The 17,908-nt window shown below is 66.4% G+C and carries 15 protein-coding genes; 10 read left to right on the top strand and 5 right to left on the bottom strand.

Translation table 11 applies throughout. The annotated features are described in order from the left end of the window. The first annotated feature begins 175 nt into the window (after nucleotides 1–175). The 3 genes from pgm to AX690_RS09285 all read left to right on the top strand — a co-directional run bounded on the left by pgm (nucleotide 176) and on the right by AX690_RS09285 (nucleotide 4,035). Nucleotides 176–1,831 (top strand): phosphoglucomutase (alpha-D-glucose-1,6-bisphosphate-dependent), encoded by a 1,656-nt coding sequence (gene pgm / locus AX690_RS09295; protein WP_197426820.1) that lies wholly within the window; start codon nucleotides 176–178, stop codon nucleotides 1,829–1,831. A gap of 197 nt (nucleotides 1,832–2,028) precedes the next feature. Then, nucleotides 2,029–3,687, top strand: a complete 1,659-nt coding sequence (locus AX690_RS09290) for a lysine--tRNA ligase (RefSeq protein WP_066687621.1) — start codon at nucleotides 2,029–2,031, stop codon at nucleotides 3,685–3,687. Between the two features lie 138 nt (nucleotides 3,688–3,825). After that, complete coding sequence (locus tag AX690_RS09285; protein ID WP_066687619.1) at nucleotides 3,826–4,035, top strand: hypothetical protein; 210 nt, start codon at nucleotides 3,826–3,828, stop codon at nucleotides 4,033–4,035. A 15-nt stretch (nucleotides 4,036–4,050) separates the two neighbouring features. Here the strand turns inward: AX690_RS09285 and AX690_RS09280 are convergent, their stop codons facing one another. Next, nucleotides 4,051–4,689 (bottom strand): S24 family peptidase, encoded by a 639-nt coding sequence (locus tag AX690_RS09280; protein WP_066687617.1) that lies wholly within the window; start codon nucleotides 4,687–4,689, stop codon nucleotides 4,051–4,053. Nucleotides 4,690–4,887: 198 nt separating this feature from the next. On the opposite strand from AX690_RS09280, the gene AX690_RS09275 reads away from it, so the two are divergent. The 7 genes from AX690_RS09275 to AX690_RS09245 all read left to right on the top strand — a co-directional run bounded on the left by AX690_RS09275 (nucleotide 4,888) and on the right by AX690_RS09245 (nucleotide 13,081). Continuing rightward, complete coding sequence (locus AX690_RS09275; RefSeq protein ID WP_066687615.1) at nucleotides 4,888–5,367, top strand: MerR family DNA-binding transcriptional regulator; 480 nt, start codon at nucleotides 4,888–4,890, stop codon at nucleotides 5,365–5,367. Between the two features lie 88 nt (nucleotides 5,368–5,455). After that, on the top strand, nucleotides 5,456–7,249 hold the full coding sequence (locus tag AX690_RS09270) for an acyl-CoA dehydrogenase C-terminal domain-containing protein (RefSeq protein WP_066687613.1): 1,794 nt from the start codon (nucleotides 5,456–5,458) through the stop codon (nucleotides 7,247–7,249). A 2-nt stretch (nucleotides 7,250–7,251) separates the two neighbouring features. Continuing rightward, nucleotides 7,252–8,415: an acyl-CoA dehydrogenase family protein gene (locus AX690_RS09265; protein WP_066687610.1), complete on the top strand. Its 1,164-nt coding sequence runs from the start codon at nucleotides 7,252–7,254 to the stop codon at nucleotides 8,413–8,415. After that, nucleotides 8,415–8,807 (top strand): hypothetical protein, encoded by a 393-nt coding sequence (locus AX690_RS09260; protein WP_369798190.1) that lies wholly within the window; start codon nucleotides 8,415–8,417, stop codon nucleotides 8,805–8,807. The genes AX690_RS09265 and AX690_RS09260 overlap by 1 nt, the downstream gene beginning before the upstream one ends. 72 nt (nucleotides 8,808–8,879) lie before the next feature. Beyond that, nucleotides 8,880–10,085: an acetyl-CoA C-acetyltransferase gene (locus tag AX690_RS09255; protein ID WP_066687608.1), complete on the top strand. Its 1,206-nt coding sequence runs from the start codon at nucleotides 8,880–8,882 to the stop codon at nucleotides 10,083–10,085. A 24-nt stretch (nucleotides 10,086–10,109) separates the two neighbouring features. Continuing rightward, nucleotides 10,110–12,311 (top strand): 3-hydroxyacyl-CoA dehydrogenase NAD-binding domain-containing protein, encoded by a 2,202-nt coding sequence (locus AX690_RS09250; RefSeq protein ID WP_066687606.1) that lies wholly within the window; start codon nucleotides 10,110–10,112, stop codon nucleotides 12,309–12,311. A 131-nt stretch (nucleotides 12,312–12,442) separates the two neighbouring features. Then, nucleotides 12,443–13,081: a hypothetical protein gene (locus AX690_RS09245; protein WP_066687601.1), complete on the top strand. Its 639-nt coding sequence runs from the start codon at nucleotides 12,443–12,445 to the stop codon at nucleotides 13,079–13,081. A 64-nt stretch (nucleotides 13,082–13,145) separates the two neighbouring features. On the opposite strand, the gene AX690_RS09240 is transcribed toward AX690_RS09245, so the two are convergent. The 4 genes from AX690_RS09240 to AX690_RS09225 all read right to left on the bottom strand — a co-directional run bounded on the left by AX690_RS09240 (nucleotide 13,146) and on the right by AX690_RS09225 (nucleotide 17,694). Further along, nucleotides 13,146–15,170, bottom strand: coding sequence for a TonB-dependent siderophore receptor (locus AX690_RS09240; RefSeq protein ID WP_066687598.1), 2,025 nt, complete (start codon nucleotides 15,168–15,170; stop codon nucleotides 13,146–13,148). Nucleotides 15,171–15,195: 25 nt separating this feature from the next. Continuing rightward, the gene (locus AX690_RS09235; protein ID WP_066687593.1) at nucleotides 15,196–15,723 is read right to left on the bottom strand and encodes a hypothetical protein; all 528 of its coding nucleotides are present in this window, start codon (nucleotides 15,721–15,723) and stop codon (nucleotides 15,196–15,198) included. A gap of 429 nt (nucleotides 15,724–16,152) precedes the next feature. After that, on the bottom strand, nucleotides 16,153–16,470 hold the full coding sequence (locus tag AX690_RS09230) for a hypothetical protein (protein WP_082769583.1): 318 nt from the start codon (nucleotides 16,468–16,470) through the stop codon (nucleotides 16,153–16,155). Nucleotides 16,471–16,857: 387 nt separating this feature from the next. Beyond that, on the bottom strand, nucleotides 16,858–17,694 hold the full coding sequence (locus AX690_RS09225; protein ID WP_066687590.1) for a hypothetical protein: 837 nt from the start codon (nucleotides 17,692–17,694) through the stop codon (nucleotides 16,858–16,860). Between the last annotated feature and the right edge of the window lie 214 nt (nucleotides 17,695–17,908).

Genomic DNA, 17,908 nt, shown 5'->3' with positions numbered 1-17,908 from the left:
GTCGTCCGCCCCCCCGGGGGGCGGACGACCATGCCGAGCATGGTCAGGTGGGGGCCTACGGCGATGGTCAACCTGCCCGTGAGAACTGCCAAACCCACCAGATAGTTCGTGAAATTGTCTCCCGCGCCCTTTAGGACTTCATGCTTATCGATACATCCAAACTCTGCCAGGTGACTTGATGCACGACCGCGCCGGCCTTCGCGCTCTTCCGGAAGATCTTGTCGATCTCGACGCGCTGATCAGCGCCTATTACGAGATCCAGCCGGACGTCTCGAACCCCGCGCAGAAGGTCGTATTCGGCACTTCGGGCCACCGGGGCTCCAGCCTGGACGGCGCGTTCAACGAAGCGCACATCCTGGCCGTCACCCAGGCGATCGTCGAATACCGCGCCGCCCAGGGCGTGACCGGCCCGCTGTTCGTCGGCCGCGACACCCACGGCCTGTCCGAGCCCGCCTGGCGCTCGGTGCTGGAAGTGCTGGCGGGCAATGGCGTCGAGGCCCTGGTCGACTCCCGCGACGGCTTCACCCCGACCCCGGCCGTGTCGCACGCGATCCTGACCCATAACCGCCGGGGCGCCCGCCAAGCCGACGGCTTGCTGCTGACCCCCTCGCACAACCCGCCGCGCGACGGCGGCATCAAGTACAATCCGCCGTCGGGCGGTCCGGCCGGCTCGGACGCCACCTCGGCCATCGCCGCCCGCGCCAACGATCTGCTCGCGCAGGGCCTGGCCGGCGTGAAGCGCGTCCCGTTCGAGACGGCCCGCAAGGCCGTCGGCGACTACGATTTCCTGGGCCGCTATGTCGACGACCTGCCGGCCGTGATCGACATCGCCGCGATCCGCGCGGCCAAGGTGCGGATCGGCGCCGATCCGCTGGGCGGCGCCGCCGTCGCCTATTGGGGCGCGATCGCCGAGCGCCACGGCCTGGACCTCACGGTGGTCAACGACGCCGTCGACCCGCGCTGGGCGTTCATGCCGCTCGACACCGACGGCAAGATCCGGATGGACTGCTCGTCCTCGTCGGCCATGGCCAATCTGATCGGGATCATGAAGGGCGGCGCGGCCCCCCACACGGCGCTCTATGACGTCGCCACCGGCAATGACGCCGACGCCGACCGCCATGGGATCGTCACCCCTGATGGCGGGTTGATGAACCCCAACCACTACCTGGCCGCGGCCATCTCGTACCTGTTCAGCCATCGCCCCGGCTGGGGCGCGGACACGGCGGTCGGCAAGACCCTGGTCTCGTCCTCGATGATCGACCGCGTCGTCGCGGGGATGGGCCGCCGCCTGCTGGAGGTGCCGGTCGGCTTCAAGTACTTCGTGCCGGGCCTCTTGGACGGCTCCGTCGGCTTCGGCGGCGAGGAATCGGCGGGCGCGGCCTTCCTGCGCCACGACGGCGGGGTCTGGACCACCGACAAGGACGGCATCCAGCTGGCTTTGTTGGCCGCCGAGATCCAGGCGGTGACCGGCCAGAGCGCCAGCCAGCTCTACGCTGGCCTGACCGAAAAGTACGGCGCGCCGGCCTATGCCCGCGTCGACGCCCCGGCCAGCCGCGAGGAGAAGGCGCGCCTTGCCAAGCTCAGCCCCAGCGACGTCTCGGCCAAGACCCTGGCCGGCGAGGCGATCACCGACATCCTGACCGCCGCCCCTGGCAACGGCGAGGCGATCGGCGGCCTGAAGGTCTGCACGCAGAACGCCTGGTTCGCCGCGCGGCCCTCCGGCACCGAGGACGTCTACAAGGTCTATGCGGAGTCGTTCCTGGGTCCCGACCACCTGAAGCAGGTCCAGGCCGAAGCGCGCGAGGTCGTGGCGGGCGCGCTGGCGGGCTGATCGCTCAATCAGCGTGTCATCCCGGAAGCCTCGCAGAGGCTATCCGGGACCCAGGGTTTGCAAGAGCTCCGTGCGGGCCGCCCCTGGCTCCCGGCTCTCCGCTACGCTGCGGCCGGGATGACACGGTGATGGAGATGTCCAGCTTGCGACGACCGCCACCCTAGCCCTTCGCCGCGTCAGCGCTTATACCGCCCCGCATGTTTGAAGGCCTCTCCCCCCTCGCCCGTGACGCCCGCTCCTGGCCCTTCGAGCAGGCGCGCGCCACGATCGCCCGCGTCCTGCGCGTGCGCCTCCCCGATCGCGCCGACCAGGAGGCCGCCAAGGCCCTGATCGACGCCGGCAAGACCGACGAGGCGGTGAAAGCCTATCCGGCCCTCGCCAAGGCCGTGATCTTCGAGACCGGTTATGGGCCGTCGGGCCTGCCGCACCTGGGCACCTTCGGCGAGGTCGCGCGCACGACGATGGTGCGCAGCGCCTTCCGCGCCCTGACCGACGAGGCCATCCCGACTCGGCTGATCGCCTTCAGCGACGACATGGACGGCCTGCGCAAGGTTCCCGAGAACATCGAGAACAAGCAGCCGCTGATCGAGGACCTGGGCAAGCCGCTGACGGTCGTCCGCGACCCGTTCGGCACCCACGACAGCTTCGGCGCCCACAACAACGCCCGCCTGCGCGCGTTCCTGGACGGCTTCGGCTTCGAGTACGAGTTCGTCAGCTCGACCGCCTGCTATCGTGGCGGGATGTTCGACGCGACCCTGCTGACCGCTCTGGAGCGCTTCGACGCGATCCAGAAGGTGATGCTGCCGACCCTGGGCGAGGAGCGCCGCGCGACCTATTCGCCGTTCCTGCCGATCAGCCCGACCACCGGCCGCGTGCTGCAGGTCCCGACCCTGGAGCGCAACGTCGAGAAGGGCACAATCGTCTTCCAGGACGAGGACGGCCGTAACGTCGAGGTCCCGGTCACCGGCGGCCACGTGAAGATGCAGTGGAAGCCCGACTGGGCCATGCGCTGGACCGCGCTGGGCGTGGACTATGAAATGTCGGGCAAGGACCTGATCGACTCGGTCAAGGCCTCGGGCGCGATCTGCAAGGCGCTGGGCGGGGTCCCGCCGGAGGGCTTCAACTACGAGCTCTTCCTGGACGAGAACAACCAGAAGATCTCCAAGTCCAAGGGCAACGGCCTCTCCATGGAGGACTGGCTGCGGTACGGCGCGCCCGAGAGCCTGTCGTACTACATGTTCCAGAGCCCCAAGTCGGCCAAGAAGCTCTATTTCGACGTCATTCCGAAGGCGACCGACGAGTACCTGCAGCAGCTGGACGCCTATCCGCGCCAGGAGCCGGCCAAGCAGCTCGACAACCCTGTCTGGCACATCCACACGGGCCGTCCGCCGCAGCACGGCTCGCCGGTGTCGTTCAGCCTGATGCTGAACCTGGTTTCGGCCGCCGACGCCTCGACCAAGGAAATCCTCTGGGGCTTCCTGTCGCGCTACATCCCGGGCGCGACGCCGGAAAGCCAGCCGCTGCTGGATCGCCTGGCCGGCTACGCGATCAACTACTACGAGGACTTCGTGAAGCCCTCGAAGGTGTTCCGCGCGCCCAGCGACCAGGAACGCGCGGCCATGCTGGACCTCCTGGCCAAGCTGAAAGCCATGCCGGCCGGGACGCAGGACGCCGAGCTGATCCAGAACGAGGTGTTCGAGGTGGGCAAGGCGCACGGCTTCGACCCGCTGCGCGCCTGGTTCCAGGCCCTCTACGAAGTGCTGCTGGGCCAGAGCCAGGGCCCCCGCTTCGGCTCGTTCGCGGCGATCTTCGGCATCGACCGCACGGTGGCCCTCATCGAGGAGAAGCTGGGCTGAGGTATTGGTGCGGCGCAAACGCGCAGCGACACCTTGCCGGGCAGATGAACGAGACCTGAATTCGGTATTAAGGGTCTGACCACTTTTGTGAGTCTAAGGTCCGATCTTCCGGACCAGGACAGTCTTCAAGGTCAGACCATGGCTTCGTTCACCCTCCGCCCCACCGATCGACAGAAGTTCGATTCTCTGCTCGGCGGCATCGTTCAGCAGTTCCCCGACGCCCAAGTCGAGGCCGCGCACAACGACACCTGGCAGTCGTATCGCGTCGACGTATCGTGCGCCGATCCGGCCGCCGGCCCGCTGATCGCCTGGCTGCTCGACACGCACGGCGACTGCCCGCGCACGTAACGGGTTCCGGGCCGGCTACTGGCTGGCCCAGACGATCCGCGCGATCCAGGCGACCTCGTCCCGCGACAGCAGGCGATCGCCTTCCCGCCCGAGCGCCAAGAGCTCGATCGTCCTGGCCGTGACCCGGCCCAGCTCTCGCACCAGAACCTCGCCCGCATGGGTCCGCGCCACCACGCGATCGCCCTTGCGCGGCTCGACCGTGGGCGACACCAGAAGGCGGTCGCCGTCGCGATAGACCGGCGTCAGGGCGTCCCCAGACACTTCCAGGGCGAACAGGCCCTCGCCAAGATCCGGCGCCGGCGCCTCGTCCCAGCCCGCGCCCATCGGCATGCCCGCCGCGTCGAAGAAGCCCTCCTGCCCGGCCTGGGCCAGGCCGATCAGCGGCGCCCCTCGCCTTGCGCCCGCGCCGCCGGACTGCTCGGTCATGGCCGCGAACTCCGAGAAGTTCACCCCAGTCGCTTCCAGCAGCTTGGCCAGGCTCTCGGTCGACGGCCAACGCGGGCGGCTGTCGGCCTCCGTCGAGCCGCGCTTCGAACGGTTGAAACTGGTGGGGTCCAGGCCCGCCATCCGGGCCATGGCCGACGGCGTCATGTCGAAGCGCTCGGCCAGCGCATCGATGGCCCGCCAGATTTCGCCGTGAGAGAGGGTCGCCATCGGGCGTCTCCTTGAGCGGTCGCGGCCTTCGAGCTCGAAAATACGCCGCCAAGCCTAGGAAAGTAAACCTATGACGGCAGCATAGATTGACGTTTACGTAAGCGTTGACGCTTCCCCGGGATCGGGTTTAGGGTGATCGCCGATAACTAAGCGGCCCGGCCGCAGTAGCCAGGCCCTCTTGATTGGGAGGTTTGAACCATGGCCGACCTGCGTCGCCCCGAGCGGACATTCACGATCCGCCAGCTCTGCAACGAATTCAAAGCCACGCCGCGCGCCCTGCGCTTCTACGAGGACAAGGGCCTGCTGAGCCCCGCGCGCGAAGGGCTGAACCGCGTCTATTCGCACAAGGACCGCGTCCGCCTGCAGCTGATCCTGCGCGGCAAGCGCGTGGGCCTGTCGCTGTCGGAAATCCGCGAGCTGCTGGACCTCTATGACGAGAACGACCAGGGCGCGGCCCAGATGGCCCGCTCGCTGAAGAAGTTCCGCGAACGCGCCACGGCGCTGGAGCAACAGCGCGACGACATCGACAACGCCCTGGTCGAGCTGCGCGAGGCCTGCGACCGCCTCGAGCGCCGCCTCGCCGAGATCCGCCCCGACCTGCTGCCCCGCGCGGCCGACTACGAGCAGGTGCTGCGCGCCCGCCTGGACGGTCACGCCGAAGCCATGCTGGGCAAGTAAGACCACCGCGGCGGCGTGATTGGACAAGACACGTCCGGTTGACGACGCCGACACACCTTTCCTCCTCCGATCCTCCCAGGACCGTTTCATGACCTACCAGCCGCCCGTTCGCGATCACGCCTTCATCCTGCGCGACGTGCTCAATATCGATCAGCATGGCGACCTGCCCGGCTTCTCCGACGCGCCGTTCGACGTCGTCGAGCAGATCCTGGACGCCGCCGCCCAGTTCACGGGCGACGTCCTGGCCCCGCTGAACACGGTCGGCGACAAGAACGGCTGCAAGCTGGACCCGGCGACCAACACCGTCACCACCCCGCCCGGCTTCAAGGACGCCTACAAGCAGCTGTGCGAAGGCGGCTGGACCGGCCTCGGCTCGGATCCCGCCTATGGCGGCCAGGGCCTGCCCTACGTCGTGAACCTGGCCTTCAGCGAGATGTCGAGCTCGGCCAACATGGCCTTCTCGATGTATCCGGGCCTGGCCCACGGCGCCTATTCGGCCATCCACTTCGGCGGCACCGACGAACAGAAGCAGACCTATCTGCCCAAGATGGTGACCGGCGAATGGACCGGCACCATGAACCTGACCGAGCCGCACTGCGGCACGGACCTGGGCCTGCTGCGCACCAAGGCGGTCCCGCAGGCGGATGGAACCTACCGCATCACCGGCCAGAAGATCTGGATCTCGGCCGGCGAGCACGACATGTCGGACAACATCGTCCACCTGGTGCTGGCCCGCATCGAGGGCGCCCCGGCCGGCGTGAAGGGCATCAGCCTGTTCATCGTGCCGAAGTTCTTCCCCAAGGCCGACGGCTCGGTCGGCGAGCGCAACCAGGGCGTCAAGTGCGTCGGCCTGGAAGAGAAGATGGGCATCCACGGCAACGCCACCTGCGTGATGCAGTATGACGACGCCGTCGGCTACCTGATCGGCGAGGAGAACGCCGGCCTCAAGATCATGTTCGTGATGATGAACGAGGCGCGCCTCGGCGTCGGCATGCAGGGCGTGGCCCAGGGCGAGGCCGCCTATCAGGCCGCCGTCGCCTTCGCCAAGGACCGCCTGCAAGGCCGCTCGCTGACGGGCCCGAAGAACGCCGATGGCCCGGCCGATCCGATCATCGTCCACCCCGACGTGCGTCGCATGCTGCTGGAGAGCAAGGCCCTGATCGAGGGCGGCCGCGCCTTCCTGTTCTGGACCGCCCTGCACGGCGACCTGTCGCACGTCCACCCCGACGAGAAGGTCCGCGAGAAGTCGGCCGACTATATGAGCCTGATGACGCCGGTGCTGAAGGGCTACCTGACCGACAAGGGCTTCCAGGTCTGCTCGAACGCGGTGCAAGTGCACGGCGGCAGCGGCTTCACCGAGCACTTCCCGGTCAGCCAGTTCATGCGCGACTGCCGCATCGCCCTGATCTACGAGGGCACCAACGGCGTGCAGGCCCTGGACCTGGTCGGCCGCAAGCTGGCCTCCAAGGGCGGCCGCGCGGTCATGACCTTCTTCCAGGAGATCGACCAGTTCATCGGCGAGAACGACGCCGACGAGGCGATCAAGCCGTTCATCGAGGCCCTGGCCGGCGTGAAAGGCCAGTTGCAGGACGGCACCATGTGGCTGATGCAGAACGGCCTGCAGAACCCCGACAACGCCGGCGCGGCCTCGACCGACTACATGCACCTCTTCGGCCTGACGGGCCTGGCGTACATGTGGGCGCTGATGGCCAAGGCCGCCCAGGCCAAGATCGCCGCCGGCTCGTCGGACCCGTTCTTCACGACCAAGCTGACGACCGGCCGATATTTCATCGAACGCATCTTGCCTGACGCTGCGTCGCATCTGGCCAAGCTGAAGACCGGTTCGGCGACCCTGATGGCGCTGCCCGCGGAGGCTTTCTGATCATGAGCGTGCTCAACGTTGAAAAGCCGGCCTTCATGGCCGAGGAAGACATCGCGATCTTCGAGGACGCGGTCGGCAAATTCTTCGACGAGCACGCCCCTGAAGAGACCGTCGCCAAGTGGCGCAAGAACCATTGCGTCGACCGCGACATGTGGACCAAGGCGGGAGAGGCGGGCTTGCTCGGCCTCTCCACGCCCGAGCAGTACGGCGGCGCCGGCGGCGACTACCGGCACGAGGTCGTGCTGATGGAGCAACTGGGCAAGAAGGGCGTCGACGGCTTCGGCGCCAGCCTGCACAACGCCATCGTCATGCCGTACATCGTCCACTACGGCACCGAGGAGCAGAAGCGACGCTGGCTGCCGCGCATGGCGACCGGCGAGCTGGTCTCGGCCATCGCCATGACCGAGCCGGGCGCCGGCTCCGACCTCCAAGGCGTCAAGACCACCGCCAAGAAGGTCGGCAACCAGTACGTCCTCAACGGCTCCAAGACCTTCATCACCAACGGCCAGACCGCCAACCTGATCTGCGTGGTGGCCAAGACAGACCCGGCCGGCGGCGCGCGCGGGACCTCGCTGATCTTCGTCGAGACCGACGGCGCCGAAGGCTTCGAGCGCGGCCGCAATCTCGACAAGCTGGGCCAGGAGGCTCAGGACACCTCCGAGCTGTTCTTCAACGACGTGAAGGTCCCGACCGAGAACCTCCTGGGGACCGACGAGGGCCAGGGCTTCTTCCAGCTGATGAGCCAGCTGCCGCAGGAGCGCCTGAACATCGCCGTCCAGGGCATGGCGACCATCGAGCGGGCGCTGGAGCTGACCATCGCCTACGTCAAGGACCGCAAGGCGTTCGGCAAGGCGATCCTCGACTTCCAGAACACCCAGTTCGTCCTGGCCGAGTGCAAGACCGAGGCGACCGTCGCCAAGGTCTTCGTCAACCACTGCATCGGCCAGCATCTGGAGGGCAAGCTGGACGCCGCCACCGCCTCGATGGCCAAGTACTGGGTCAGCGACCTGGAGAACAAGATCGTCGACCGCTGCCTGCAGCTGTTCGGCGGCTATGGCTTCATGAACGAGTACCCGATCGCGCGCATGTACAAGGACAGCCGCATCCAGCGTATCTACGGCGGCACCAACGAGATCATGAAACTGCTGATCGCGAGGACCCTATGATGGCCTTGTCCCTGATCACGCTTCCCCTGATCGCACTGCTGGCCGGACCGGCCGCCGCGGCGCCGGCCAACGACGCCCGCTCGGCCGTGGTCTGCGTGCGCGCCGTGCAAGGCCCTCGGCCGCTCACCTTCTCCGGCGCGCTGGTCGGCAAGACCCCGCAGCCCGGCGCCTTCAAGCTGCCGCTGCGGCCGGCGGGCCAGGACATCTGCCAGACCCTGCTGCGCTCCAAGGTCGCCGAGTGGAAGCTGGAGGTGACGACCTCGGGCTTCACGGCGTGCGAGCTGCCGCCGCCCGAGTTCGGCTCGCGCCTCTACTACCGCGCCAAGGTCTCGGCCCGAGGCCTCAAGTGCGAACCGATCGGCAAGTACCCGATCGGCAACTGGAAACAATAACGACGCCCGACCGCACAGGGCCGGCGCGCCGCTAAACGACACGAACAACGCTTCGCAGGAAGGAGCCATTCCATGGCTGACGCTTACATTTTCGACGCCGTGCGCACGCCGCGCGGCAAGGGCAAGAAGGACGGGTCTCTGCACGAGATCACCTCGCTGTCCCTGGCCACCCAGGTGCTGGAAGCCCTGCGCGACCGCAACAACCTGGACACCAGCAAGGTCGACGACGTCGTCCTGGGCTGCGTCGCCCCGGTCGGCGAGCAAGGCTCCGACATCGCCCGCACCGCCGTGCTGACCGCCGACTACGCCGAAAGCGTCGCCGGCGTGCAGATCAACCGCTTCTGCGCCTCGGGCCTGGAAGCCGTGAACATGGCGGCGGCCAAGGTCGCCTCGGGCGAGGCCCAGATGGCGATCGGCGGCGGCGTCGAGAGCATGAGCCGCGTGCCGATGGGCAGCGACGGCGGCGCCTGGCCGACCGACCCGTCCTCGGCCTTCAAGACCTACTTCGCCCCGCAGGGCGTGTCGGCCGACCTGATCGCCTCGCTCTACGGCTTCTCGCGCGACGACGTCGACGCCTACGCCGTCGAAAGCCAGAAGCGCGCCGCGGCCGCCTGGGCCGAAGGCCGCTTCAAGAAGTCGGTCGTGCCGGTGAAGGACCAGCTGGGCCTGACCATCCTGGACCATGACGAGACCGTGCGCGGCAATACGACCATGCAGACCCTGGCCTCGCTGAACCCGTCGTTCACGGGCATGGGCGAGATGGCTTTCGACGCCGTCGTCACCCAGCGCTACCCGCAGGTCGAGCGCGTCAATCACGTGCACCACGCCGGCAACAGCTCGGGCATCGTCGACGGCGCCGCCGGCGTGCTGATCGGCACCAAGGAAATGGGCGAGGCCCTGGGCCTGAAGGCCCGCGCGCGCATCAAGGGCGCGGCCTCGATCGGCAGCGAGCCGTCGATCATGCTGACCGGCCCCTCGCTGGTCACCGAAAAGCTGCTCAAGAAGCTGAAGATGGAGGTCTCCGACATCGACCTCTACGAGCTGAACGAGGCCTTCGCCGCCGTCGTCCTGCGCATGATGCAGGCGCTCGACATCCCGCACGACAAGATGAACGTGAACGGCGGCGCCATCGCCATGGGCCACCCGCTGGGCGCCACCGGCGCGATGATCCTGGGCACCATGGTCGACGAGCTGGAACGCTCGGACAAGGAAACCGCCCTGATCACCCTGTGCGTCGGCGCCGGCATGGGCACCGCCACGGTCATCGAACGCGTCTAACCCTCTCGATCAGGAACTAGTCACATGGAAAACTTCAAGATCGAGGTCGATTCCGACGGCGTGGCCCTCGTCACCTTCGACGTGCCCGGTCGTTCGATGAACACCCTGACCGCTTCGGTCATCAAGGAAATCGGCGAGATCGTCGAGCGCATCAAGACCGACGACGCCATCAAGGGCGCGGTCATCACCTCGGGCAAGGCCAGCGGCTTCTGCGCCGGCGCGGACCTCGGCGAACTGGGCGGCTCGGGCGGCCTGGCCGGCGGCTCGGCCGGCGGTGAGGCGGGCCTGAAGGCCGCGTTCGACGCCGGCTTCGCCCTCAACAAGGCGTTCCGCGCCCTGGAAACCTGCGGCAAGCCGGTCGCCGCGGCGATCAACGGCCTGGCCATGGGCGGCGGTCTCGAGATCTGCCTGGCCTGCCACTACCGCGTGGTCGGCGACAATCCGAAGACCCAGCTGGCCCTGCCGGAAGCCAAGGTCGGCCTCTTGCCAGGCGCCGGCGGCACCCAGCGCCTGCCGCGCCTGATGGGGGTTATGGCCGCCGCGCCGTACCTGCTGGAAGGCAAGTCGATGAAGCCGCAGGAGGCCCTGGCCCTGAAGGTCGTCCACGAGGTGGTCGCCCCGGGCTCGGAAGTCGAAGCGGCCAAGACCTGGGTCAAGACCAAGGGCGATCCCGTCGCGCCGTGGGACAAGAAGGACTTCAAGCTGCCCGGCGGCGGTCCCTACACCCCGACCGGCAGTCAGGTCTTCGTCATGGGCAACGCCATGCTGCGCAAGCAGACCTATGGCAACTATCCGGCCCAGCTGAACATCCTGAAGGCGGTCTACGAAGGCACGCAGGTGCCGTTCGACGCGGCCATCCGCATCGAGACCCGCTACTTCCTGAAGACGATGATGTCGCCTCAGGCCAAGGGCATGATCCGCACCCTGTTCCTGTCCCTGCAGGAGCTGGGCAAGGGCTCGGGCCGTCCGGCCAACGTCCCGCCGTCGGAAGCCAAGAAGGTCGCCGTGCTGGGCGCGGGCATGATGGGCGCGGGCATCGCCTACGTCCAAGCCATGGCCGGCATCGAGACGGTGCTGATCGACCAGAGCCAAGAGGCCGCCGACAAGGGCAAGTCCTACGCCGAGGGCCTGCTGAAGAAGGCCGTGTCGCGTGGGAAGATGACCCAGGAGAAGGCCGACAAGGTCCTGTCCCTGATCACCCCGACCACCGACTATGATCACGTCAAGGGCAGCGACCTCGTCATCGAGGCCGTGTTCGAGAACCGCGAGATCAAGGCCGACGTGACCAAGAAGGCCGAGGCCCAGCTGGCCGAAACCGCCATCTTCGGCTCCAACACCTCGACCCTGCCGATCACCGGCCTGTCCAAGGCCAGCGTGCGTCCGAAGAACTTCATCGGCATCCACTTCTTCTCGCCGGTCGACAAGATGGGCCTGGTCGAGATCATCATGGGCGAGGAGACGTCCGACGAGGCCCTGGCCAAGTCGATCGACTACGTCCTGAAGATCAAGAAGACGCCGATCGTCGTGAACGACAGCCGCGGCTTCTACACCAGCCGCTGCTTCGGCACCTTCGTGCAGGAAGGCCTCGAGATGCTGGCCGACGGCATCGCCCCGGCCATCATCGACAATGTCGGCCGCGCCACCGGCATGCCGCGCGGTCCGCTGGAGATGAACGACGACGTCGCGCTCGACCTTGGCTACAAGGTCACCCAGCAGACCAAGAAGGACCTCGGCGACAAGTTCGAGGACCGTCCGTTCGCCCCGATCATCGAGAAGATGGTGGTCGAGCTGCAGCGCTTCGGCCGCAAGAACGGCAAGGGCTTCTACGACTATCCGGAGAACGGTCCCAAGACCCTGTGGAAGGGCCTGTCGGACCTGGCTCCGGTGAAGATCGCCGAGGCCGACCAGGCGCTGATCCAGGAGATCCGCACCCGGCTGCTGTATCGCCAGGCCGTCGAGGCCGCCCGCTGCTTCGAGGAAGGCGTCATCACCGATCCGCGCGAGGCCGATGTCGGCGCGATCCTCGGCTGGGGCTTCGCGCCCTGGACCGGCGGCCCGATCAGCCTGATCGACGCCGTCGGCGCCAAGGCTTTCGTCGAGACCTGCGATGGCCTCGCCCAGAAGTACGGCAAGCGGTTCGCCCCGCCGGCCCTGCTGCGCGAGATGGCCGAGAAGGGCGAGACCTTCTACGGCCGCTTCGGCGCCAAGGCGAAGGCCGCGGCGTAAGCCTGAGCCTTCAAGCTTGAAACACGGAAAGGCCCGGCGGCGACGCCGGGCCTTTTTGTTGTCCGTCACGGCCACGCTTGCGCCGCATGACCGGCCTACCGAGACGCCGCGCCGCAGCGCCCGGAGAGACCATGAGCACGGCGATCGCCATCGGAACCTGGCGAGAGCCCTCGCGGCGAGCGTTGCGGCGCACCCTGGCGGCCTGGGCCGCGGTGCTGGCCGCCCATGCCCTGGCGCTGCTGGCCCTGGTCGCCGGCGCGCGCTGGATGCCGGATCTCGTCGAACCGCCGACCATCCAAGCCGAATTGGTCGCGCCGCCGCCCCCCGTTGCGCCGACCGCCAGAGCGCGGGTCGAACCTTCCGCTCACCCCGCCGCGCGACGCGAGGCGCCGCCCCCGGTCGCCGCGCCGACCGCGCTCGTCGCCAAACCGGCCGGCGCCCCCGCGATCGTCGCCCCGCCGGGCTTCACCGCTCGCAAGCTGGTCGAGGAGAGCGATGGGACCCGCAAGAGCCTGCGCGACAGTCTCGGCTGCCGCCACGAGAAGGTCGCGGCCCTGACCCGCGACGAGAAGGCCGCCTGCGCCGAGGCCGACGGCAAGCGCGCCCTCACCGCCCCGATGTACGCCGCGATCGACCCGGACAAGAAGGCCGCCTTCGACGGCGACTGCGCCAAGGACGACGACTGGTGCCTTTATCGGGTCGGCAAGGGGCCCTATCCGGGCATCTTCGCCCTCGGCAAGAAGAAGAAGCGCAAGGGCTGGGACGACTGACGCCCAAAACGCGAAAAGGGCCCCGCCTTGCGACGGGGCCCCCTTCTTCAGTCCGGGCGGACGCTTACCAGGTCTTGGTCAGCGACAGCATCACCCGGCGCTCGGCCTGCAGGCCGCTGGGGCCCTTGGCTTGCGACTGGCGGCTGGCGGTCAGGTTCTGACCGTTCAGCGCGATATCCGCGCCCTTGGCCACGGTGTAGGCGACGCGGCCGCCGATGGCGGTGTAGCCCTTCACGCGCTCCAGATCGTTGCCGTTGTACGAGTTGAACTTGCTGACGAAGTGGGCGTAGCCGTCGACGGCCCACTTGTCGTTCGCCCAGCCGGCGGCCAGGTTGCTGCGGTGCTTCGGCGAGGTGGCCTCGAAGTTCACCTTACGCAGCACGATCGTCGAGACGGTCGTGAACGGGGTGTCCTTCACATCGGTGTAGGTCGTGTCGGCGCTCCAGCGGAAGCCGCCGTCCAGCTTGCCCGAGGCGGACAGCTCGACGCCCTTCATCTTGGAGTCCGAGACGTTCTTGTAGGTGAAGGTCGCCCAGGTCGTGGCCGTCGGCGCGATGTCCAGCAGCGAGGCGTTGAACTGACCCTTCACGTCCTGGGTCTTCTGAGCGAAGACCTTGACGCCAACCTTGGCCTTCAGGGCCGGCAGGGCGTGGTCATAGGCCAGCGCGTAGTTGGTGACGATGGCCGGATCCAGCTGCGGGTTGCCGCTGATCAGGCCGCCGGTCGGGGCGGGGGTGGCCGGCGGGATCAGCAGGCCGCCCAGTTCCAGCAGGGTCGGCGCCTGGACGCCGCGGGCGAAGGTGGCGCGCACGGTGTCGTGGTCGGTGACCTTGTAGACGGCGCCGACATTGACGCTGGTCTCGGTGATGTCACGGTCCCACAGGGCGTTATTGGCCTGCGGGGCGCCGACCGGGAACGTGCCCGTGCGCTTCAGGCTCAGCTTGTCGAGGCGGACGGCGGTGGTCACCGACAGCTTCGGATTGACGACCCAGTTCCACATGGCCGACGGCGCGAGCACCGTGTAGCTGACCTTGGCGCCAGCGTACGAGGCCGTGTCCAGCTGATTGTCGCGATATTCGAGGCCGACGCGGATCGTATGGGCCGCGCCGATCTTGAACAGGTCTTCCAGGCTGTAGACGGTGATGTCGTTCAGGTAGCGGCGACCGGGCGTCAGGGCGTCCAGGCCATTGCGATAGGCCTGGGCTTGCAGCAGGCCAAACTTGGTCTCGGCGTTCAGGGTCGCCTTGATCGAGTCGGTCTTCACCCGGTGAGCGGCGTAGGCGAAAGTCGAAATCACCTGGGTCGACGAGCCGTTCGACATCGAGCCTTCAACCCGCAGCGTGACCTTGTCGGTCAGCTGGGCGACGGCGTCGATATTGGCGCGGGCGGTCGACGGGTTGTGGATCTGCGAGGCCAGGACGACGCCCGTGCCCGAGGAGTTGTTCTTCCACTCGTTCTCGTGATCGACGCCGCCCGACAGGCGGACCGACAGGCGCTCGCCCAGACGCAGGGTCTTCACGATCGAGACGCTGGTGCTGGAGTTCGTGCCGGCCTTCAGCTCGACGACGTTGGTGTTGTCGAACTTCGGGTTGAAGGTGATGATGTTGACCACGCCCGACACGGCGTTGAAGCCGAAGATCGCGCTGTTGGGGCCGCGCACCACTTCGATCTGGCGGATTTCGCTCAGCTGGATCGGCAGCGAGGCCCAGTCGGTGTAGCCGAAGTGGTCCAGATAGACCTGACGGCCGTTGATCAGGACCAGCAGGCGCGGCGAGCGAGCCTGGTTGTAGCCGCGGATGCCGACGTCCGACTGGCCGGCGGCGAAGTTCAGCACGTCCACGCCGGCGACGCGGCTCAGGATCGTGGGCAGGTCATTGGCGCCCGAACGCTTGATGTCCGCGGCGCTGATGATGGTCATGTCGACCGGCACCTCGGTGGAGCGCTGCGGCGAGCCGGTGGCCGAGGTGGTGACCGGTTCGTTGAACAGCTGCTCCATCGCGCCGTAGTCGATGGATTGCGCGTTGGCCGCGCCGGCGAAGGCCATCAGGCACAGGCCGACCGAAGCGCCGGCGAAGAGAGTCGTCTTCATGGTGGGTCTCTTTCGTTCGCTAGGGTCAGACTTCACGGATCATCATGCGGAAGGCGGCCTTGAAGACCGCGCCGACCGCCGCGGCCGCCGAGCGGCTCACGACGATTTCCACCTTCGGATCGCCCGACACGCTCATCACGCAGGCGCCGCTGGTGGCGCACGACACGTCCGAGCCGATGGTGATGATCTTCTTACCCTTGGCGGCGCCGACCACGGCCGCGCCGTTGGCGCCCGTGGTGACATAGAGCGCGCCGACGCCGCCGAGGGCCCCGGCGTCGCCAGCTTCGACCGGCTTGCCGGTCAGCGTCACCGAGCCGGCGCTGAGGCCGCCGCCGATGGCGGCCATGACGGCGTTCTTTTCGGCCACGGAGGCGGGCTTCGACGGATCGAAGACAACGCCCATCACGACCTTGCCCGTGGGACCATTCTCAAGGAACGTCAGGGCGCGGCCCGCGATCACGATATCCTTGGCCGCATCCGCGTGCGCCGCCAGGGGCGTCATGGACGCCGCGATGATCAGCGCGATCGCGCCACTCTTGGTCTTGTTCAACATTCAGCCTATCCCCCGCTCGTTATGTCGAGCTGATGCGCATGGAGATCGGGTTTCATTTCTGAATGGAAGGTAAATCGCCGCAGGCAATGACAGATTGTCGCAGGTCATCTCCAAATAAAACGAATATAGTTTCGCGGCTCTACTTTCGACTATCGCAAATCAAGCGCGTCAAATTTCATCGGCATGCGCATCGATCAACTGAAATTGTGACGAGAAATACGTCTCAAATACAGACAAAATTGTTCCCGATAACACCGTTCCGTCGGGATTTACGGCGGTATGGCCGGTACAGCAAATCGGTATGGCCGCGCCAAAACACTCGGGCGCGCAAATCAAATCCCGGAACGGGACAGATTGTCGCGCCTTGTGTTTCAAACCTGAAATGAGTGGCAAGTTTCCGCTTCGGACGAGCCGAGTCCGCCCCTCAACCTAGGGGTCGCGGCGCGGCGTCGACAGGCCAAGATCCATGCCAAGGGTTGGGCCGATGCCGTCAGGATGGTCCCCGAACGGATGACCCTCGGCCCGCTGGCGCGCCAGCGCGTCCAGTCGACGCCGCAGATCGTCATCCAACGAAAGTCGGGGCGCATCCTCGGCGTCGTCATCCTCGGCGGCTGGAATCGAGGCGGCGATGACCTGGCGCAACCGGGCCCCGAACCGCGCGTCGTCCGCCGTCCCGGCCTCTGGCGGCGCGCTGAGAAAGGCGAGCACTTCTTCGAGGGCGGTTTCGTCGTCGACGGGATCAAACATGGCGGCCTCCGTGGTCCCGCAGCAACGATCGCACGAAGGCGCGGGTTCCGGCCTGACCCGTTACGGCGCGGGTCCGAAACGCCCAGCGTCGAGACGCCGGGCATGGCGATGCCGAAGCCCGCCAGGCCGCCGGTCGCGTCGCTGAAGAGGACACGACATTGCCGCGAAAACGAACCCGTCGCCGCCAGCGTCAATTTCACGAAGAAAGGAGAAGAAGTGGTGCCGCCTAGGTGACTCGAACACCTGACCTACGCATTACGAATTGCAATATATTGTCCGCAAGCTACTGTTATTTATAGTATTTTTTATAGCTGTGCTAGGACAGTGCTAGGCGCTGCGTCGCTTTGACAAAGGACGCGGAATGCGCGCCTAGCAAGCCGGACTGTTCTAGGTCAGCACGTCGTCCGCAAGTTCATCGACAGTCTGCAAGAACGCTTGACGCGTTTTCTCAGATTTGGCCGCGTGAGCATCCTTTGCTGCCTTCGCTAGCAACCGGTGCGTCTTGTCTGATTTGTCAAATTTCGGGATGCTCAGATGCTTGAAGATATTGCTGACTTGGATTTGGATTGTGTGGCTTTCCACATACTCCCGCACTAGCGCAGAGTTAAGCGCGCCAGCGACAAAATAGGCCTCGTCCTCGTCATCAAAGTCCGCAAAATAGACTTTGTGGTCTGGAACGTAGGGCCGAGTGCCCACGAGCGGCACGTTCGCTTCTGTTACGACAGCGGCTTCAAAGGTGTTCGACAACTCCGCCCAAACCACCTTGTAAGGCGCAAAGGTATAGGCACCTGCGTTATAGACAACGTAGGACGGCGCTCCACTTTGGCGCAGCCTGTAGGTCGAGCGGCGCTCGAGGAGAGCTCTAAAATGCTCGAAGTACTTGCGCGTCTGCGGGAGCTTCTTTAGCGCCTTCTCGGCGCTCTCGTAGTCACTCCTATTGATCCCCTTATTGGGCACTAAGACATAAAGCTGCTCGCTCACGTGGACATGACAGGCGGAGAAATCGGCCGCCCCCTTGAGCAGCGGATAAAGTAGGTCTGGCTCGATCCAGAACTTACGAGCCGGACCGATATCGGTCTTTCCTGCCTGCGGCCTGGTCTCAACCTGAACGAGGCCCGTCTTAGGGTTCTCGGCGATAACCTTCACCATATAGACGCCGTTCAGGTCCGCTGTGATCCCTTTGCGCCCGGCGATCCAGTCGCTCGCGCCTTGGATGTTCTCCATGTCCTGAAACCGACCTGGCGGAAGTACCGCCCAGGGCGAGTTCCCACCACTAACAGGCGTCGCTTCCCACTGCTTCCGATCAACTCGCGCAAGCACGGCCGACTTCGTCATATGCTCAGGAATTGAAGCGCTCTGACCGTCGCGCTTTTGCCAAACGGCGTTGATCCTCCCTCGTTTCAGTGGACACCCATGCTAGCTTTTCGGAGCTGGAGAG

Origin of the sequence: Caulobacter sp. CCH9-E1 (assembly GCF_001556515.1) — a bacterium.
GTDB lineage: Bacteria > Pseudomonadota > Alphaproteobacteria > Caulobacterales > Caulobacteraceae > Caulobacter.
This window is presented reverse-complemented; position numbering and strand designations above follow the sequence as displayed.